Origin of the sequence: Streptomyces lienomycini (assembly GCF_027947595.1) — a bacterium.
Taxonomy (GTDB): domain Bacteria; phylum Actinomycetota; class Actinomycetes; order Streptomycetales; family Streptomycetaceae; genus Streptomyces; species Streptomyces lienomycini.
Genome location: NZ_CP116257.1, coordinates 1,471,144 through 1,486,317 on the forward strand (window position 1 = coordinate 1,471,144; position 15,174 = coordinate 1,486,317).

The 15,174-nt window shown below is 72.1% G+C and carries 12 protein-coding genes; 5 read left to right on the forward strand and 7 right to left on the reverse strand.

The features are described 5' to 3' along the window. From BJ961_RS06985 to BJ961_RS06995, 3 genes are all read right to left on the reverse strand, one after another. Entirely contained in the window at positions 1 to 942 is a 942-nt protein-coding gene (locus BJ961_RS06985; protein WP_271320441.1) for a carbohydrate ABC transporter permease, read from the reverse strand. Beyond that, positions 939 to 2,315 carry an extracellular solute-binding protein gene (locus BJ961_RS06990; protein ID WP_271320442.1) on the reverse strand — a complete coding sequence of 459 codons (1,377 nt, stop codon included), beginning with the start codon at positions 2,313 to 2,315 and terminating at the stop codon, positions 939 to 941. Before BJ961_RS06990 ends, BJ961_RS06985 begins: the two co-directional genes overlap by 4 nt. A gap of 301 nt (positions 2,316 to 2,616) precedes the next feature. Then, positions 2,617 to 3,465: a 5'-methylthioadenosine/S-adenosylhomocysteine nucleosidase gene (locus BJ961_RS06995; RefSeq protein WP_271320443.1), complete on the reverse strand. Its 849-nt coding sequence runs from the start codon at positions 3,463 to 3,465 to the stop codon at positions 2,617 to 2,619. A gap of 27 nt (positions 3,466 to 3,492) precedes the next feature. On the opposite strand from BJ961_RS06995, the gene BJ961_RS07000 reads away from it, so the two are divergent. After that, positions 3,493 to 4,032: a hypothetical protein gene (locus BJ961_RS07000; protein WP_271320444.1), complete on the forward strand. Its 540-nt coding sequence runs from the start codon at positions 3,493 to 3,495 to the stop codon at positions 4,030 to 4,032. 16 nt (positions 4,033 to 4,048) lie between these two features. Here BJ961_RS07000 and BJ961_RS07005 read toward each other — a convergent pair whose 3' ends face one another. Further along, positions 4,049 to 4,741: a response regulator gene (locus BJ961_RS07005; protein ID WP_271320445.1), complete on the reverse strand. Its 693-nt coding sequence runs from the start codon at positions 4,739 to 4,741 to the stop codon at positions 4,049 to 4,051. Then, positions 4,738 to 6,396, reverse strand: coding sequence for a sensor histidine kinase (locus tag BJ961_RS07010; protein WP_271320446.1), 1,659 nt, complete (start codon positions 6,394 to 6,396; stop codon positions 4,738 to 4,740). The genes BJ961_RS07005 and BJ961_RS07010 overlap by 4 nt, the downstream gene beginning before the upstream one ends. Positions 6,397 to 6,551: 155 nt before the next feature. Here BJ961_RS07010 and BJ961_RS07015 point away from each other — a divergent pair, with 155 nt between their 5' ends. From BJ961_RS07015 to BJ961_RS07030, 4 genes are all read left to right on the forward strand, one after another. Further along, positions 6,552 to 7,952, forward strand: a complete 1,401-nt coding sequence (locus BJ961_RS07015) for a cation:dicarboxylate symporter family transporter (protein WP_271320447.1) — start codon at positions 6,552 to 6,554, stop codon at positions 7,950 to 7,952. A gap of 155 nt (positions 7,953 to 8,107) precedes the next feature. Beyond that, on the forward strand, positions 8,108 to 8,506 hold the full coding sequence (locus BJ961_RS07020) for a MerR family transcriptional regulator (RefSeq protein WP_271320448.1): 399 nt from the start codon (positions 8,108 to 8,110) through the stop codon (positions 8,504 to 8,506). Between the two features lie 14 nt (positions 8,507 to 8,520). Continuing rightward, a complete protein-coding gene (locus BJ961_RS07025) occupies positions 8,521 to 8,835 on the forward strand; it encodes a thioredoxin (protein ID WP_271416983.1) in 315 nt (104 codons plus the stop codon). Between the two features lie 138 nt (positions 8,836 to 8,973). Next, entirely contained in the window at positions 8,974 to 11,232 is a 2,259-nt protein-coding gene (locus tag BJ961_RS07030) for a HelD family protein (RefSeq protein WP_271320449.1), read from the forward strand. 3 nt (positions 11,233 to 11,235) lie between these two features. Here BJ961_RS07030 and glgB read toward each other — a convergent pair whose 3' ends face one another. Both glgB and BJ961_RS07040 read right to left on the reverse strand, forming a co-directional pair. Next, complete coding sequence (gene glgB / locus BJ961_RS07035) at positions 11,236 to 13,689, reverse strand: 1,4-alpha-glucan branching enzyme (RefSeq protein WP_271320450.1); 2,454 nt, start codon at positions 13,687 to 13,689, stop codon at positions 11,236 to 11,238. A 52-nt stretch (positions 13,690 to 13,741) separates the two neighbouring features. Continuing rightward, entirely contained in the window at positions 13,742 to 15,136 is a 1,395-nt protein-coding gene (locus BJ961_RS07040) for a maltokinase N-terminal cap-like domain-containing protein (protein ID WP_271320451.1), read from the reverse strand. Positions 15,137 to 15,174 lie beyond the last annotated feature (38 nt).

Consider the following 15,174-nt stretch of genomic DNA (forward strand, 5'->3'; position numbering starts at 1 on the left):
TCAGACCTCCGTCCGCAGCAGGCGCAGGTACACGACCGAGAACAGCGAGCCGATCAGCAACAGCAGCAGCGCCACCGCCGTGCCGTACCCGATCAGGCTGTTCTGGAAGGCCTGCTCGTACATGAACAGCGGCAGCGTCTGGCTCTTGCCGCTCGGCCCGCCCCGCGTCATCACCCAGATCAGCCCGAAGACCGACAGGGTCTGCAGGGTGTTGAGCATGAGGTTGGTGCCGATGGAGCGCCGGATCATCGGCAGCGTGATGTGCCACATCCGGCGCCAGCCGCTCGCGCCGTCGACCTCGGCGGCCTCGGTGACCTCCTTGGGGATCTCGTTCAGCGCGGCCGAGTACACCAGCATCGAGAACGCCGTGCCGCGCCACACGTTGGCGAAGGACACCGCGAGGATCGGCAGGGTGAACAGCCAGTTCTGGGAGGGGAGGTGGAGCCAGTCCAGGACGGCGTTGAGGGTGCCCTCGCGGCGGAAGAAGGCGTAGAGCAGGAAGCCCGCCACCACCTCCGGCAGCACCCACGCCGTGACAACGATGCCACCGGTGAGCGTGCGGACCGGCTTCGACGCCCGCTGCATCAGCGAGGCCAGCGCAAGGCCCAGGGTGTTCTGCCCGATCAGCGAGGACAGCACGGTGAACACCAGCGTCAGCCAGACGGCGTTGAGGAACGCCTCGTCCCCGAAGGCGCGGGTGAAGTTGTCGAACCCGACGAAGGACTCCTCGGCCTGCCCGGTGAGCTGGAGGTCGGTGAAGGCGATGACGACGCAGTAGGCGATCGGGCCGGCCAGGAAGAGCAGCAGCAGGACGACGGCGGGGGAGACGGGCAGGGCGCGGAAGAGGGAGCGCCGTACGGTGCCGGGCCGGGCACCGGAGGGCGGAGACGCGGGCGCTTTCCGCACCTCCGGCCCGGCGTGCCCCGGCGCGGTGGCCGTCACCTGCTCACCACCTGGTTGCCGGTGGCCTCCTTGAGCGCCTCGTCGTAGCCGCGCGCCGCCTCCTCGACCGACGTGTCACCGGTCGTCACGCCCTCCATGGCCTCCTGGACGGCGACGGACACCTTCGGGTACGCCGGGTAGGCGGGCCGGTAGTGGGTGTCGGCGACGAGGTCGGTGAAGAACTCGATGCCGGGCTGGGCGGCGACGTAGGCGGGGTCCTTCGCGACGTCCTCGCGGACCGAGATGCCCGAGTTGGCGACGTACCACTTCTGGGCGTTGGCCTTGGTCTGCATCGTCTTGACGAACTCGAACGCCAGGTCGGGGTTGCCCGCCTTGGCCGGGATCGACCAGGTCCAGCCGCCGGACATGCTCACCCTGCCGGGCGCCTGCCCGTGCTGCGTGGGCATGGCGGCGAGCCCCAGCTCCTTCGACCACTCGGGCCACTCGTGCCCGCTGCCCGCCAGCCAGTCCTGCGGCAGCCAGGAGCCGTCGAGCGCGATCCCGAGCTTGCCCTGCGGCAGCAGCTCACCGCGGATCCGCGTGGAGAAGTTGGGGTCGAGGGCGTCGGAGACCTCCGGGCCGAGCTTCTCCTTGTACACCGTCTCCACGAAGCCGAGGGAGTCCCTGAACCCCTGCCCCGCCGTGATCCACTTCTTGCTCCCCTTGTCGTACAGGGGATCGGCGCCCCCGTCCCCCGTCCCGTACAGCAGCATCTCGAAGCCCTGCATGGTGGCCATCTCACCGGCGGGTTTGCCCGTGTAGACGTTGATCGGCGTGACGCCGGGGACCTTCTCCTTGATGGTGCGGGCCGCGTCGAGGACCTCGTCCCAGGTCCTCGGCTGCCAGTCGGCGGGCAGCCCGGCCCTGGCGAACACGTCCTTGCTGAACCAGAGCCCGCGGGTGTCGGTGCCGTCCGGCACGCCGTACGTCTTGCCGTCCTCGCCCTTGGCCGCGGCCTTCGCCGTGTCGATGAACTGGTCCCAGTCCTTCCACTCGGCGAGGTAGTCGTCCAGCGGCATCAGGTACCCGCTGGTGATGTCGGAGTTGATGAGGAAGGTGTCCTCGTAGACCAGGTCGGGCGCGGTCTTGGGGGAGCGCAGCATCTGCTGGAGCTTGGTGTAGTACTCCGAGTCCGGCGCCTTGATCGGCACCAGCTCGACCTTCTTCCCCGGGTTGGCCTTCTCGAACTGCTTCTTGACGTCGCCGAGGTAGGTGTCCATCACCTTGATGGAGTTGTCCGTCGACTGCTTGAAGGAGACCTTCACCGTGTCCGGATCACTGCCGGAGCCGCTTCCGCAGGCGGCGAGGGTGGTGGAGGCGAGCGCGGTGAGGGTGAACAGGGCGGTGAACCGGACGGTGGGGCGCACGGGCATGACCTCCTGCGGGCGCACGACACTGTGGCCTGGATGGCTGCGTGGCGAACGTAAGAGGAGTGGTCCAGCCAGGTCAATGAGCGTGCGCGGGATTACCCCTGGAGGAGGTGGTCGCTCTCCTGGGGCACAGCCGTCGGGCGGCGGAACGGGTGAGGCCGCGTGAGTCCTGCGTGCGGACCGAGTGTGCGGCTCTGCCACCGGCCCATGCGGATCGGCCGTTTGGCGACGGGACTCGGAGGTAGGTGGGTTGAGCGTCGAGTCCAGCGGCGCGGACGGGCGTGTCGGGCCGTGGGCGCCGCACCTACCGTCGTCCGTCGCCCTTACCGGTGACGGGGCCGTGGAAGGTGCCGCCCCGGAAGTCGATGTGGTCTCCGCCGTACGTCGCTCCCTGACGCTCCTCCCCGGAGTCGGAGGAACCCTCCCGGGGCCGGTGCTTGCGCAACACCGCCACCGTCACCGCCGCGGCCCGCTCGGCGGCGCGCTGCTGCGCCCCCGCGGCATCGGCCTCGTGCTTCTGGGCGTCGGCCCGGTCGCTGATGCCCCTGATGACCAGGGCGTTCAGTTGGCCGCTCAGGTGGGCCGCCTGGAGGGCGCCCGAGCCCTCCATCTCGATCGCGCCCGCGTCGTTGTAGTTCCGGCGGATGAACCGGGCGATGTCGCACTCGGCGTCCGCCAGGACGACGTCCCCCGTGGCGATCGGCACGAAGTGCGCCCGTACGCCGGGCATGTCCCGCACGGCGGAACGGGCCGCCTGCTCCAGCGCGTGCGAACCCGGCAGTGCCTTCGGCCGGACCAGGAAGCCCTCCGGGGCCTGCTTGCCGCCGTGGATCTCATACACCTGCGTGCCCACGACGACGTCGCCGATCCCGACGTCGTCCTTCAGGCTGCCCGCGACGCCGACGAACAGTACGGCCTCGGGGCGCAGCCAGTCGATGAGCTGGGTGGTGAGGACGCCGGCCCGCTCGGCGCCCATGCCCAGCTCGGCGAGGGCGACGTGCCAGGAAGCCGACGTCAGCCGGCCCACTTCGACCCGGGTCCCGTCCCGGTGCACCCGCTCCTCCCGCTCCTCCACGTGCGCGCGGACCGCGGCGTATTCGAGCGGCAGTGCGGTCAGCACCAGAACGGTGGGCTGGATGTCCGGCATAGTCATAAGTTACCGCTGGGGGAAGGGGTTCGCGTGCCGGAACAGGACGTCACGGTGGGGCAGTTGCTGCTCGCCGAGTACGAGAGCGTGAAGAGCGAGCAGAGGGCGAGGATCGGGTTCCGGGACAACCTCCTCTACGTCACCCTGGCCGTCGTGGCCGCCGTCATCGCCGCCACCGCCCAGGCCAAGCAGCCCTCGATGCTGCTGGCACTGCCCCCGGTGTGCCTCGTCCTCGGATGGACCTACCTCGTCAACGACGAGAAGATCTCGGCGATCGGGCTCTACGTGCGGGACGACCTGGGGCCCAAGCTGGCCGAACTCGCCGCGCAGGGGAGCCGCTTCGCGACCTTCGGGTGGGAGGCGTACCACCGCAGCGACACCCGGCGCCGGTCCCGCAAGACGATCCAGACCGTGATCGACCTGACGGCGTTCTGCGCGGTACCCCTGGCGGCGCTGGTCGTTTTCTGGGTGAACGGGGACGCCACCCGGCTGCTCGTCGCGCTCTCGGTGCTGGAGGCGCTCGCCGTGGCGGGGCTCGCCTCGCAGGTCGTGCGGTACGCGACGGCGGGGTGAGCGACGCCCGCCCGGCTCACCGCCCCCGCACCCACCGATACACCAGCTCCGGCCGCCCCACCTGCCCGTACAGCGGGCTCCGGCCCGCCCGGCCCGCGTCCACCAGGTGCTCCAGGTAGCGGCGGGCCGTGATGCGGGAGATGCCCACCGCCTCCGCGACCCCGGCTGCCGTGAGGCCCTCGGCCGCGCCGCGCAGGGCGCCCGTGACGCGTTCCAGGGTCGGGCCGCTCAGGCCCTTGGGCAGGGCCGCCGGGCCGGGGGCGCGGAGGGTGGCCAGGGCGCGGTCGACCTCGTCCTGGCCGCTGGCCTCCCCGGCGGCGTTCCGGAACTCCGCGTAGCGCACCAGGCGGTCGCGCAGGGTGGCGAAGGTGAAGGGCTTCAGGACGTACTGGACGACGCCCAGCGACACGCCCTCCCGTACGACCGTCAGGTCCCGCGCCGACGTCACCGCTATCACGTCCGTGTGATGCCCCGCCGCCCGCAGCGAGCGGGCCAGCTGGAGGCCGTGCACGTCGGGGAGGTGGAGGTCGAGCAGGAGCAGGTCGACCGGCGTGCGGTCCAGCATGCGGCGGGCCTCCGCGCCCGTGTGGGCCTTGCCGACCGCCGTGAACCCCGGCACCCGGCCGACGTACATCACGTGCGCGTCGGCGGCGACCGGGTCGTCCTCGACGACCAGGACCCGGATGGGCTGCGGGCCGGCGGTGCTCACACCGCACCCCCGGCGCCCGGTCCGGCCGTCGCGGTGGCCGGTGCCGCCGCGTCGCCCAGCGGCAGCCGGGCCTCGAAGCGGGCGCCGCCGCCCTCCGCCTCCGCCACGGTCAGGGTGCCGCCGTGCCGCCGTACCGCCTGCCGGACCAGGGCGAGCCCCAGGCCGCGCCCGCCCTCACCGGCCGGCTTGGTGGAGAAGCCCCGCTGGAAGACCAGGTCGGCGTGGGCGGGATCGACCCCGGCGCCGGTGTCCGACACCCGCAGCACCAGCTCGGAGCCGACGGCCCCGGAACCCTCCGTGTACGCCGCCACCGTCACCCGCGAGGGCACCGCACCCTGCGCCGCGTCCACCGCGTTGTCCACCAGGTTGCCCAGGATCGTCACCAGGTCCCGGGCGGGCAGCGACGGCGGCAGCAGGCCGTCGTCAAGTCGGCTGTCCTGCGACACCACCAGCTCCACTCCCCGCTCGTTGGCCTGCGCCGTCTTGCCCAGCAGCAGCGCCGCCAGCACCGGCTCGCCCACCGCCGCCACCACCTGGTCGGTGAGCGCCTGCGCCAGTTCCAGTTCCGCCGTCGCGAACTCCACGGCCTCCTCCGCCCGCCCCAGCTCGATCAGCGAGACGACCGTGTGCAGCCGGTTCGCCGCCTCGTGCGCCTGCGAGCGCAGCGCCTGCGTGAAACCGCGCTCCGAGTCCAGCTCGCCGGTCAGCGACTGCAGCTCGGTCACGTCCCGCAGCGTCACCACCGTGCCCCGGCGCTCGCCGCCGGAGACCGGCGAGGTATTCACCACCAGCACCCGCTCCGCCGCCAGGTGCACCTCGTCCACCCGCGACTCCGACGCCAGCAGCGCCCCGGTCAGCTGCGACGGCAGCCCGAGGTCCGCCACCGAGGCGCCGACCACGTCGCCGCGCACGCCGAGCAGCTCGCGGCCGCCGTCGTTGATCAGCGCGACACGGTACTGCCCGTCCAGCATCAGCAGCCCCTCCCGCACCGCGTGCAGCGCCGCCTGATGGTAGTCGTGCATCCGGCTCAGCTCGTCCGCGTTCATCCCGTGCGTGTGCCGGCGCAGCCGCGCGTTGACCACGTACGTACCGACCGCGCCGAGCAGCAGCGCCCCGGCCGCCACCCCCGTCAGGGCCGTGAGCTGCTCCTGGGCCCGTTTGCTGATCTCCTCGACCTTGATGCCGGCGGAGACGAGACCGACGATCCGGCCGTCGTCCACGATCGGCGTGACCGCCCGGACCGAGGGGCCGAGCGTGCCCGTGTAGGTCTCCGTGAAGGTCTCGCCCCGCAGCGCGCGCTCGATGTGGCCCTGGAAGGGATGGCCGATTTCCGTCGGTTCGGGATGCGTCCAGCGGATGCCCCGCGGGTTCATGATGGTCACGAAGTCCACGTCGGTGTCCCGCATGACCCGCACCGCGTACGGCTGGAGGCGGGCCGTCGGGTCGGGGGTGCGTACGGCGTCCGCCACGGACGGCGAGTCGGCGATCGCGAGCGACACTGACCTGGCCTGTCGCCCGGCCGCGTCCTGCGCCTGCCCCCGGTCGCTGATGTAGGTGAACAGCGCGTACCCGACCACGACGACCGCTATCAGTACGGCCTGCATGGCGAAGAGCTGCCCCGCCAGGCTGCGGGGTCTCGGGACGCGGAGGTGCATGCCGCCAGTCTCCCTCCTGGCTGGATCGTGAACTAAATGAACGCAAGGGTGACCACGCTCACACACCGGGAGATAGTCACCCCGTCCCCGATACAAACCCCCGGACGTGAGCCGCACGCCGGTGAGTCCCCACGACGTCGTCAAGGAGGGCAGCCGTGACCAGCAACGCCGCTACGGCACCTGCCGCACCCAAGGCCAAGCGCGACCGCACGCACTATCTCTACATCGCCGTGATCATCGCGGTCGCCCTCGGCATCGCGGTCGGCCTGATCGCCCCGGACTTCGCGACGGAGCTGAAGCCGCTCGGCACCGGCTTCGTCAACCTGATCAAGATGATGATCTCCCCGATCATCTTCTGCACGATCGTCCTGGGCATCGGATCGGTCCGCAAGGCCGCCAAGGTCGGCGCCGTCGGCGGTATCGCCCTGGTCTACTTCTTCGTGATGTCGCTGGTGGCGCTCGCCATCGGCCTGATCGTCGGCAACATCCTGGACCCGGGCACGGGCCTCGCGGTCACCGACGCCGTCAAGGAGACCGGCCAGGCGCAGGTCGACGCGGAGGCCAAGGGCACCACCGAGTTCCTGCTGGGCATCATCCCGACCACGATCGTCTCGGCGTTCACCGCGGGCGAGGTCCTGCAGACGCTGCTGATCGCCCTGCTGTGCGGCTTCGCCCTGCAGGCCATGGGCAACGCCGGACAGCCCGTCCTGCGCGGCATCGAGCACATCCAGCGGCTGGTCTTCCGCGTCCTGGCGATGATCATGTGGGCCGCCCCGATCGGTGCCTTCGGCGCCATCGCCGCCGTCACCGGCTCGGCGGGCGTCGACGCCCTGAAGAGTCTCGCCGTGCTGATGCTCGGCTTCTACGTGACCTGCTTCCTCTTCCTCTTCCTGGTCCTCGGCACGGTGCTGCGCGTCATCTCCGGGGTCAACGTCTTCTCGCTCTTCAAGTACCTGGGCCGCGAGTTCCTGCTGATCCTGTCCACCTCCTCGTCGGAGTCGGCGCTGCCGCGGCTCATCGCGAAGATGGAGCACCTGGGCGTCAGCAAGCCGGTGGTCGGCATCACCGTTCCGACCGGCTACTCGTTCAACCTCGACGGCACCATGATCTACATGACCATGGCCTCGCTGTTCATCTCGGACGCCATGGGTACGCCGATGTCGATCGGCGAGCAGATCCCGCTGCTGCTCTTCCTGCTGGTGGCCTCCAAGGGCGCCGCCGGTGTCTCCGGCGCCGGTCTCGCCACGCTGGCCGGTGGCCTCCAGTCGCACAAGCCCGCCCTGGTGGACGGCATCGGCCTGATCGTCGGCATCGACCGCTTCATGAGCGAGGCCCGCGCCCTGACCAACTTCGGCGGCAACGCGGTGGCCACCGTCCTGATCGGCACCTGGACCAAGGAGATCGACAAGGACCGGGTGAACGAGGTGCTCGCCGGCCGGATCCCGTTCGACGAGAAGACCCTCCTGGACGATGCCCACGGCACCGCCGACGGTGACGAGGACGGCTCCCCGGACCTGCCCGAGCAGGGCGGCGAGAAGGAGCTGGCCAGGGCCTGACGCCCGCGCGACGCCCCCACACGCCGGGCGGCTGAGGTGCTCCCCCCGTTGCTCAGCCGCCCGGTCCCCTCGAGAAGCCCCGCGCCTCCCCCCGGCGCGGGGCTTCTCGCTTCCCGCTTGCCTTGACGTCGGCGTCAGGGCTTACGTTCGTCCTCATGCGAATCGGCGAGCTGGCCCGACGGGCCGGGACCACGACGCGGACGCTGCGGTACTACGAGTCGCGGGGTCTGCTGCCCGCGCGGCGGGGCGACAACGGATACCGGACCTACGACGAGGACGACCTGAAGCTGCTGCGGCAGATCAGGACCCTCCAGGACTTCGGGTTCGAACTGGAGGAGACCCGCCCCTTCGTGGAGTGCCTGCGCGCCGGGCACCCCGAGGGCGACTCCTGCCCGGCGTCCCTGGTGATCTACCGGCACAAGCTGGCGGAGCTGGACACGCTGATCGAGCAGCTCACGTCGGTGCGCGCGCAGGTGGGTGCGCAGCTGGCGCGGGCCGAGGCGGCGGTTCCGGGGGGTCCGGAGCCCAAGTGCGAACTGGGAGGACACGCATGACGACGATCGCCGGGGTGCCCGAGGTGACGGACGCGGACTTCGCGACGGAGGTGATCGGGGCGGAGCTGCCCGTGCTGGTGGAGTTCACCGCGGACTGGTGCCCGCCGTGCCGGCAGATGGCACCGGTGCTCAGCGCCCTGGCCGAGGAGGAGGGCGACCGGCTCCGTGTGGTGCAGCTGAACGTCGACCGGAACCCGGCGACCACGAACGCGTACAAGGTGCTGTCGATGCCGACGTTCATGGTGTTCCGCGGGGGTGAGCCGGTGAAGTCGATGGTCGGCTCCCGGCCCAAGCGGCGGCTCCTGGAGGAGCTGGCCGACGTGCTCTGACCGGCCCGGCATACGAAGAAATCCCCCGAGCAATTGCGCTCGGGGGATTTCTCTGCGTATATTCGATGATTCGTGACTTCATGCGAATGGGGTCACAAAGAAGTTCAGTAGCCACAGTATATCCGCGCGGGAGTGGAATTGTCAAACACCGGATTTCCGGACGATGAATTGCGCTACGAGCAGGAATTCGTCGACGGGCTGTACGCACGCGTGGACGCGTTGCGCGGCGAGACCGAGGTCTCGGTGACGGACGCGCTCGCACAGGGCAACACCCCGCAGCAGGCACGCCTCGAGCGGGACATCCTGGTCGCCGAGCGCTCCGGGCTGCTCGCCGCGCTCAACGCCGTGGACGGCTCCCTCTGCTTCGGCCGCGTCGACCTCACCTCCGGGCAGGGCCACCACATCGGCCGCATCGGCCTGCGCGCCGACGACGCCGAACGCACCCCGGTCCTCATCGACTGGCGGGCCGACGTCGCCCGCCCCTTCTACCTGGCCACCGGCCACACCCCGATGGGCCTGCGCCGCCGCCGGCACATCACCAGCGAGGGCCGCACCGTCACCGCGCTGCACGACGAGATCCTCGACCTCGGCGACGAGACCCGCACCGGCCACGAGGACCCCTCCGGCGACGCCGTGCTGCTGGCCGCGCTGAACTCCGCGCGCACCGGCCGCATGGGCGACATCGTGCAGACCATCCAGGCCGACCAGGACCGCATCATCCGCGCCCCGCACCGCGGCGTCATGGTCGTCGAGGGCGGCCCCGGCACCGGCAAGACCGCCGTCGCCCTGCACCGCGCCGCCTACCTGCTCTACGAGCACCGCGAACTGCTCGCCAAGCGCGCCGTCCTCATCGTCGGCCCCAACCCGGCCTTCCTCGGCTACATCGGCGAGGTGCTGCCCTCGCTCGGCGAGACCGGCGTGCTCCTCGCGACCGTCGGCGAGCTGTACCCCGGCGTGAAGGCCACGGCGACGGACACACCCGAGGCGGCGGCCGTGAAGGGCCGGGCCGGCATGGCCGACGTACTCGCTCAGGTGGTCCGCGACCGGCAGGCGCTGCCCGACCCGGTCATCGCCATCGAGCACGACCGGGACGTCCTCATGCTCGACGACGACCTCGTCAACGTCGCCCGCGAACGCACCCGCGCCGCGAAGCTGCCGCACAACGTGGCCCGCGAGCACTTCGAGGGCCACATCCTCAACACCCTCACCGACATGGTCGCCGAACGCATCGGCACCGACCCCTACGACGGCACCAACCTCCTCGACCCCAGCGACATCACCCAGATCCGCGACGAACTCGCCGAGAACCCCGAGGTCTGGTCGGCGATCGACCAGCTGTGGCCCCGCCTCGACCCGCGCCGCCTGGTCGCCGACCTCCTCGCCGCCCCCGAGGACTTCCTCCCCGCCGAGGACGCCGCCGCCGTCCGCCGCCCGGTCACCCGGCGCTGGACCGTCGTCGACGTGCCCCTGCTGGACGAGGCGGCCGAACTGCTCGGCGTGGACGACCGGGTGGCCCGCTCCCGCGCCGAACGCGAGCGCGAGGAGCAGATCGCCTACGCGCAGGGCGTCCTCGACGTGTCGTACGCGTCCCGGACCTACGAGTTCGAGGACAAGGACGACGACGATTCCGAGGTCCTGCTCGCGCACGACGTCATCGACGCCGAGCGCTTCGCCGAACGCCAGGAGGAGGACGACCACCGCAGCGCCGCCGAACGCGCCGCGGCCGACCGCACCTGGGCCTTCGGGCACATCATCGTGGACGAGGCGCAGGAACTGTCCCCGATGGCCTGGCGGCTGCTGATGCGGCGCTGCCCGACCCGCTCGATGACCCTGGTCGGCGACCCGGCGCAGACCGCCGAGGCGGCCGGCGTCGGCTCCTGGTCGAAGATCCTCGCCCCGTACGTCGAGGACCGCTGGACCCACACCCGCCTGGGCGTCAACTACCGCACCCCGGCCGAGATCATGGACCTGGCGGCCGCCGTCGTCCGCGCCGGCGACCCGGAGTTCGCGCCGCCGAGTTCGGTGCGTTCGACGGGCGTACGCCCCTGGATCCGGGCCACCGCCGACCTCCCGGCTGCCGTCGCCGCGGCCGTCCGGGAGCTGGCCCCCGAGGAGGGCCGCCTCGCCGTCATCGCCCCGCGCGAGCTGCACCGGGCCCTCGCCGCCCGGCTCGACGGCGTGACGGCGGGCGCCGAGCCGGACCTCACGCACGACGTGGTCCTGCTGGACCCGCGCCAGTCCAAGGGCCTGGAGTTCGACTCCGTCCTGGTCGTCGAGCCCGGCCGCTACGGCACCAGCGACCTGTACGTCGCCCTCACCCGCGCCACCCAGCGCCTCGGCGTACTGCACGGCGAGCCGCTGCCGGAGGGACTCGCCGACGCGGGTGACGCGGGCTGACGCTCAGGCCGGGCGCAGCCACACCGTCGCCAGGGGCGGCAGGGTCAGCCGGATGCTCGCCGGGTGGCCGTGCCACCCCTGGGGCTCCGGCTTGACCGGGTCCGGGTTGCCGACGTCGCCGCCGCCGTACCGGGCGGCGTCGGTGTTGAGCACCTCGTGCCAGGCCGGGACGTCGTCGGGGACGCCGAGGCGGTAGTCGGCGCGGACCACCGGGGCGAAGTTGGACACCGCGAGCAGCGGGGTGCCGTCGGCGTCCAGGCGCAGGAAGGCGAGGACGTTGTCCCCGGCGGCGTCCCCGACCACCCACGCGAACCCGCCGGGGTGGGTGTCGCGCTCCCACAGGGCGGGCGTCGACCGGTAGACGGTGTTCAGGTCCCGCACCAGGTCGCGCACGCCCCGGTGGTCCGCCGACGCGCCGTACCCCGGGTCGAGCAGCCACCAGTCGGGACCGTGCGCCTCCGACCACTCCGCGCCCTGGGCGAACTCCTGGCCCATGAAGAGCAGTTGCTTGCCGGGATGGGCCCACATGAAGCCGAGGTAGGCGCGCTCGTTGGCGCGCTGCTGCCACCAGTCGCCCGGCATCTTCGACACCAGGGACTTCTTGCCGTGCACCACCTCGTCGTGGGAGATCGGCAGCACGTAGTTCTCGCTGTACGCGTACACCATGGAGAAGGTCATCTCCCCGTGGTGGTACGTGCGGTGCACCGGCTCGCGGCTCATGTACCCCAGCGAGTCGTGCATCCAGCCCATGTTCCACTTCAGCCCGAACCCGAGCCCGCCGAAGCCGCTCGGTCCCTCGTGGTGCGTGGCCCGCGTGACCCCGTCCCAGGCCGTCGACTCCTCCGCGACGGTCACGACGCCGGGCACCCGGCGGTAGAGCGTCGCGTTCATCTCCTGGAGGAACGCCACCGCGTCCAGGTTCTCCCGGCCGCCGTGCTCGTTCGGCGTCCACCGGCCCGGCTCGCGCGAGTAGTCCAGGTAGAGCATGGAGGCGACCGCGTCGACGCGCAGCCCGTCGATGTGGAACTCCTCGCACCAGTACACGGCGTTGGCGACCAGGAAGTTGCGCACCTCGCGGCGTCCGAGGTCGAACTCCAGCGTCCCCCAGTCCGGGTGGGCGGCCCGCAGCGGGTCGGAGTGCTCGTACAGCGGGCGCCCGTCGAACTCGGCCAGCGCCCAGTCGTCGCGCGGGAAGTGCGCCGGCACCCAGTCCATCAGGACGCCGATCCCGGCCCGGTGGAGCCGGTCCACCAGGTACCTGAAGTCGTCGGGGTCGCCGAGCCGGGCCGTGGGCGCGTAGAAGCCGGTGACCTGGTAGCCCCAGGAGCCGCCGAAGGGGTGCTCGGCGACCGGCATCAGCTCGACGTGCGTGAAGCCCAGGTCGGCGACGTAGGCGGGGAGCTGCTCGGCGAGTTGGCGGTAGGTCAGTCCGGGGCGCCAGGACGGCAGGTGGACCTCGTACACCGACATCGGCGCCTCGTGCGCGGGCGCGTCCCCGCGGCGGGCCAGCCACTCCCCGTCGCCCCACGTGTAGGCGGAGGCGTGCACGACGGAGGAGGTGGCCGGGGGGACCTCGGTGCGGCGGGCCATCGGGTCGGCGCGGAAGGTGCGGGAGCCGTCGGGCCGGGTGATCTCGAACTTGTACAGTTCGCCCGCGCCGACGCCGGGCAGGAACAGCTCCCACACGCCGGTCGACCCGAGGGAGCGCATCGGGTGACCGGTGCCGTCCCAGAAGTTGAAGCCCCCGGCCACCCGGACCCCGCGCGCGTTCGGCGCCCACACCGCGAACCGGGTGCCCGCCACCCCGTCCCGCGTCGTCGGGTGTGCGCCGAGCGCCCGCCACAGCTGCTCGTGCCGGCCCTCGCCGACCAGATGCAGGTCCAGGTCGCCCAGGGTGGGCAGGAAGCGGTACGGGTCCTCGACCTCCTGGACCGTCCCCTCGTACGCCACGAGGAGCCGGTGGACGGGGACCTCGCTCAGGGGTACCAGGCCCGAGAAGAAGCCGTCCCCGTCGTGGTGCAGCTCGACCCGCAGCTCCCCGGACAGCACGGTCACCGCCAGGGCGTACGGCCTGAACGCGCGGAACGCGACCCCGCCGGGCACCCGGTGCGCGCCGAGCACCGCGTGGGGGTCGTGGTGCGTGCCGGCGCGCAGCCGTTCCCGGTCGTCGGCGGCCGGCGCGGGGGAGACCGCGACCTCGGCCTCGACCCCGGGCGAGTCGGCGGCCTCCCGGGCCGCGGTCCTCGCCGCGACGACCTTCGCCGTGACGGTCTTCTTCGCGACCGCCTTCTTCCCGACGGCCTTCTTCCCAGTGGTGGCCTTGGCAGCACTGGTCTTCCCAGGGGTGGACTTCTTCGCGGCGGTCTTCCCCGCCGCCTTGGCCGCCTTCTTCGCCGCCCCCTTCTTCGAGGCCTTCTTCTCGGGGTCGGGACCGCTGGACGAGGGGCGGGGGGTCACGGGAGGGGCCTCCTGGACGAGAGGGGGATCAAGCGGGGGATCAAGCGGGGCGTCATACCGGTTCGGGTGCGGACAGGCGGCGCACCGCGGCCAGCGGCACCGGGAGCCAGTCGGGACGGTGCCGGGCCTCGTACAGCACCTCGTAGACCGCCTTGTCCGTCTCGTAGGCGCGCAGCAGCACCGGGTCGGTGCGCGGGTCGCGGCCGCCGGTCTCCGCGTACCCGGTGCAGTACGCGGCGCGGCAGGACTCGGCCCAGCCCGGCACGGGCACCTCGGCCGAGTGCGCGGCGTAGTCGAAGGAGCGCAGCATCCCCGCGACGTCCCGCACCGTCGGCTGCGGCAGCCGTCGCTCGGCCAGGGGTCTCGCCGGCTCCCCCTCGAAGTCGATCAGCGACCACGCCCCGTCGGGCGAGCGCAGGCACTGGCCGAGATGCAGGTCGCCGTGGACGCGCTGCGCGTCCCAGGCGCGGCCCTCGGCCGCCAGGTCCGCCAGCGCCGTGAACGCCGTACGCAGCGCGGGCGCGTACGACCGGAGCAGCGGCACGGCCCGCGCGGCCTCGTCGAGGCGCCGGATCATGCCGTCGGCCAGCTGCCGCGCCTGGGCGTGGCCGAGGGTGACGGTCGGCAGGGCGCGGGCCAGCGCGGTGTGCACCTCGGCGGTGGCCCGCCCCAGCGCGTGGGCCTCGGCGACGAAGTCCTCGCCCTTGGCCAGCTCGCGCAGCGCCAGGTCCCAGCCGTCGGTGGCGCCCTGCACATAGGGCTGGAGCACACCCAGCACCCAGGACCGGTCGGCCAGGTCCGCCACCATCCACCCCGCCGGCGCGGGCACCCGGGGGCAGCCCTCGCGGGCCAGGGCCAGCGGCAGCTCCAGGTCGGGGTTGACGCCGGGCACGATCCGGCGCAGCAGCTTGAGAATGAACGTATCTCCATACACGACGGAGGAGTTCGACTGCTCGGCGGTCATCAGCCGCGGCACCAGCCCCGGGCGTATCTCCCCGTCCCCTTCCCGCTCGAAGCGGAGCCCGCCGACGCGGGCCCGGGAGCGCAGCGCCTCCAGGAGCACCTCGGCGGGCCGGGCGTCGTACAGGGCGTCGTAGGCGGTGCGTCCGGCCGAGGGGCCCTCGGTCACATGCCCGATCAGCGCGGGCGCGAGCCGGGGCGGCAGCGCCTCGCGCGTGCCTATCAGGAGCTGGTAGCAGTCCCCGGGCTCCTCAGGGGCGCCCGGCGCCGGGGCGAGCTGCCGGTGGGCGCGGACCAGCAGGTGGTGGAGGCCGAGGCGGGAGTCGGCGGGGAGCAGTTCGGTGGCGGCGACGAGCGAGAAGCCGGTGACCGGGCGCCCCTTGCCGGCGAACCAGCGCTGCCGCGGAAGCCACTCCCGCAGCAGTGGATCGAGTGGGGCCAGGAGCCCCGGCGGGCTGGTGACGGTGCGTATGACGGCTTCCGACATGGCGACGCGTCCTTTCCCCGGATCGTCGGGGTGGTTAC

What these genes read in the sequence shown, in the direction of transcription:
- BJ961_RS07040 (WP_271320451.1), bottom strand. Translation starts at nt 15,136, where the DNA reads ATGTCGGAAGCCGTCATACGCACCGTCACCAGCCCGCCGGGGCTCCTG.
- BJ961_RS06990 (WP_271320442.1), bottom strand. Translation starts at nt 2,315, where the DNA reads ATGCCCGTGCGCCCCACCGTCCGGTTCACCGCCCTGTTCACCCTCACC.
- BJ961_RS07010 (WP_271320446.1), bottom strand. Translation starts at nt 6,396, where the DNA reads ATGCACCTCCGCGTCCCGAGACCCCGCAGCCTGGCGGGGCAGCTCTTC.
- BJ961_RS06995 (WP_271320443.1), bottom strand. Translation starts at nt 3,465, where the DNA reads ATGACTATGCCGGACATCCAGCCCACCGTTCTGGTGCTGACCGCACTG.
- BJ961_RS07020 (WP_271320448.1), top strand. Translation starts at nt 8,108, where the DNA reads ATGCGAATCGGCGAGCTGGCCCGACGGGCCGGGACCACGACGCGGACG.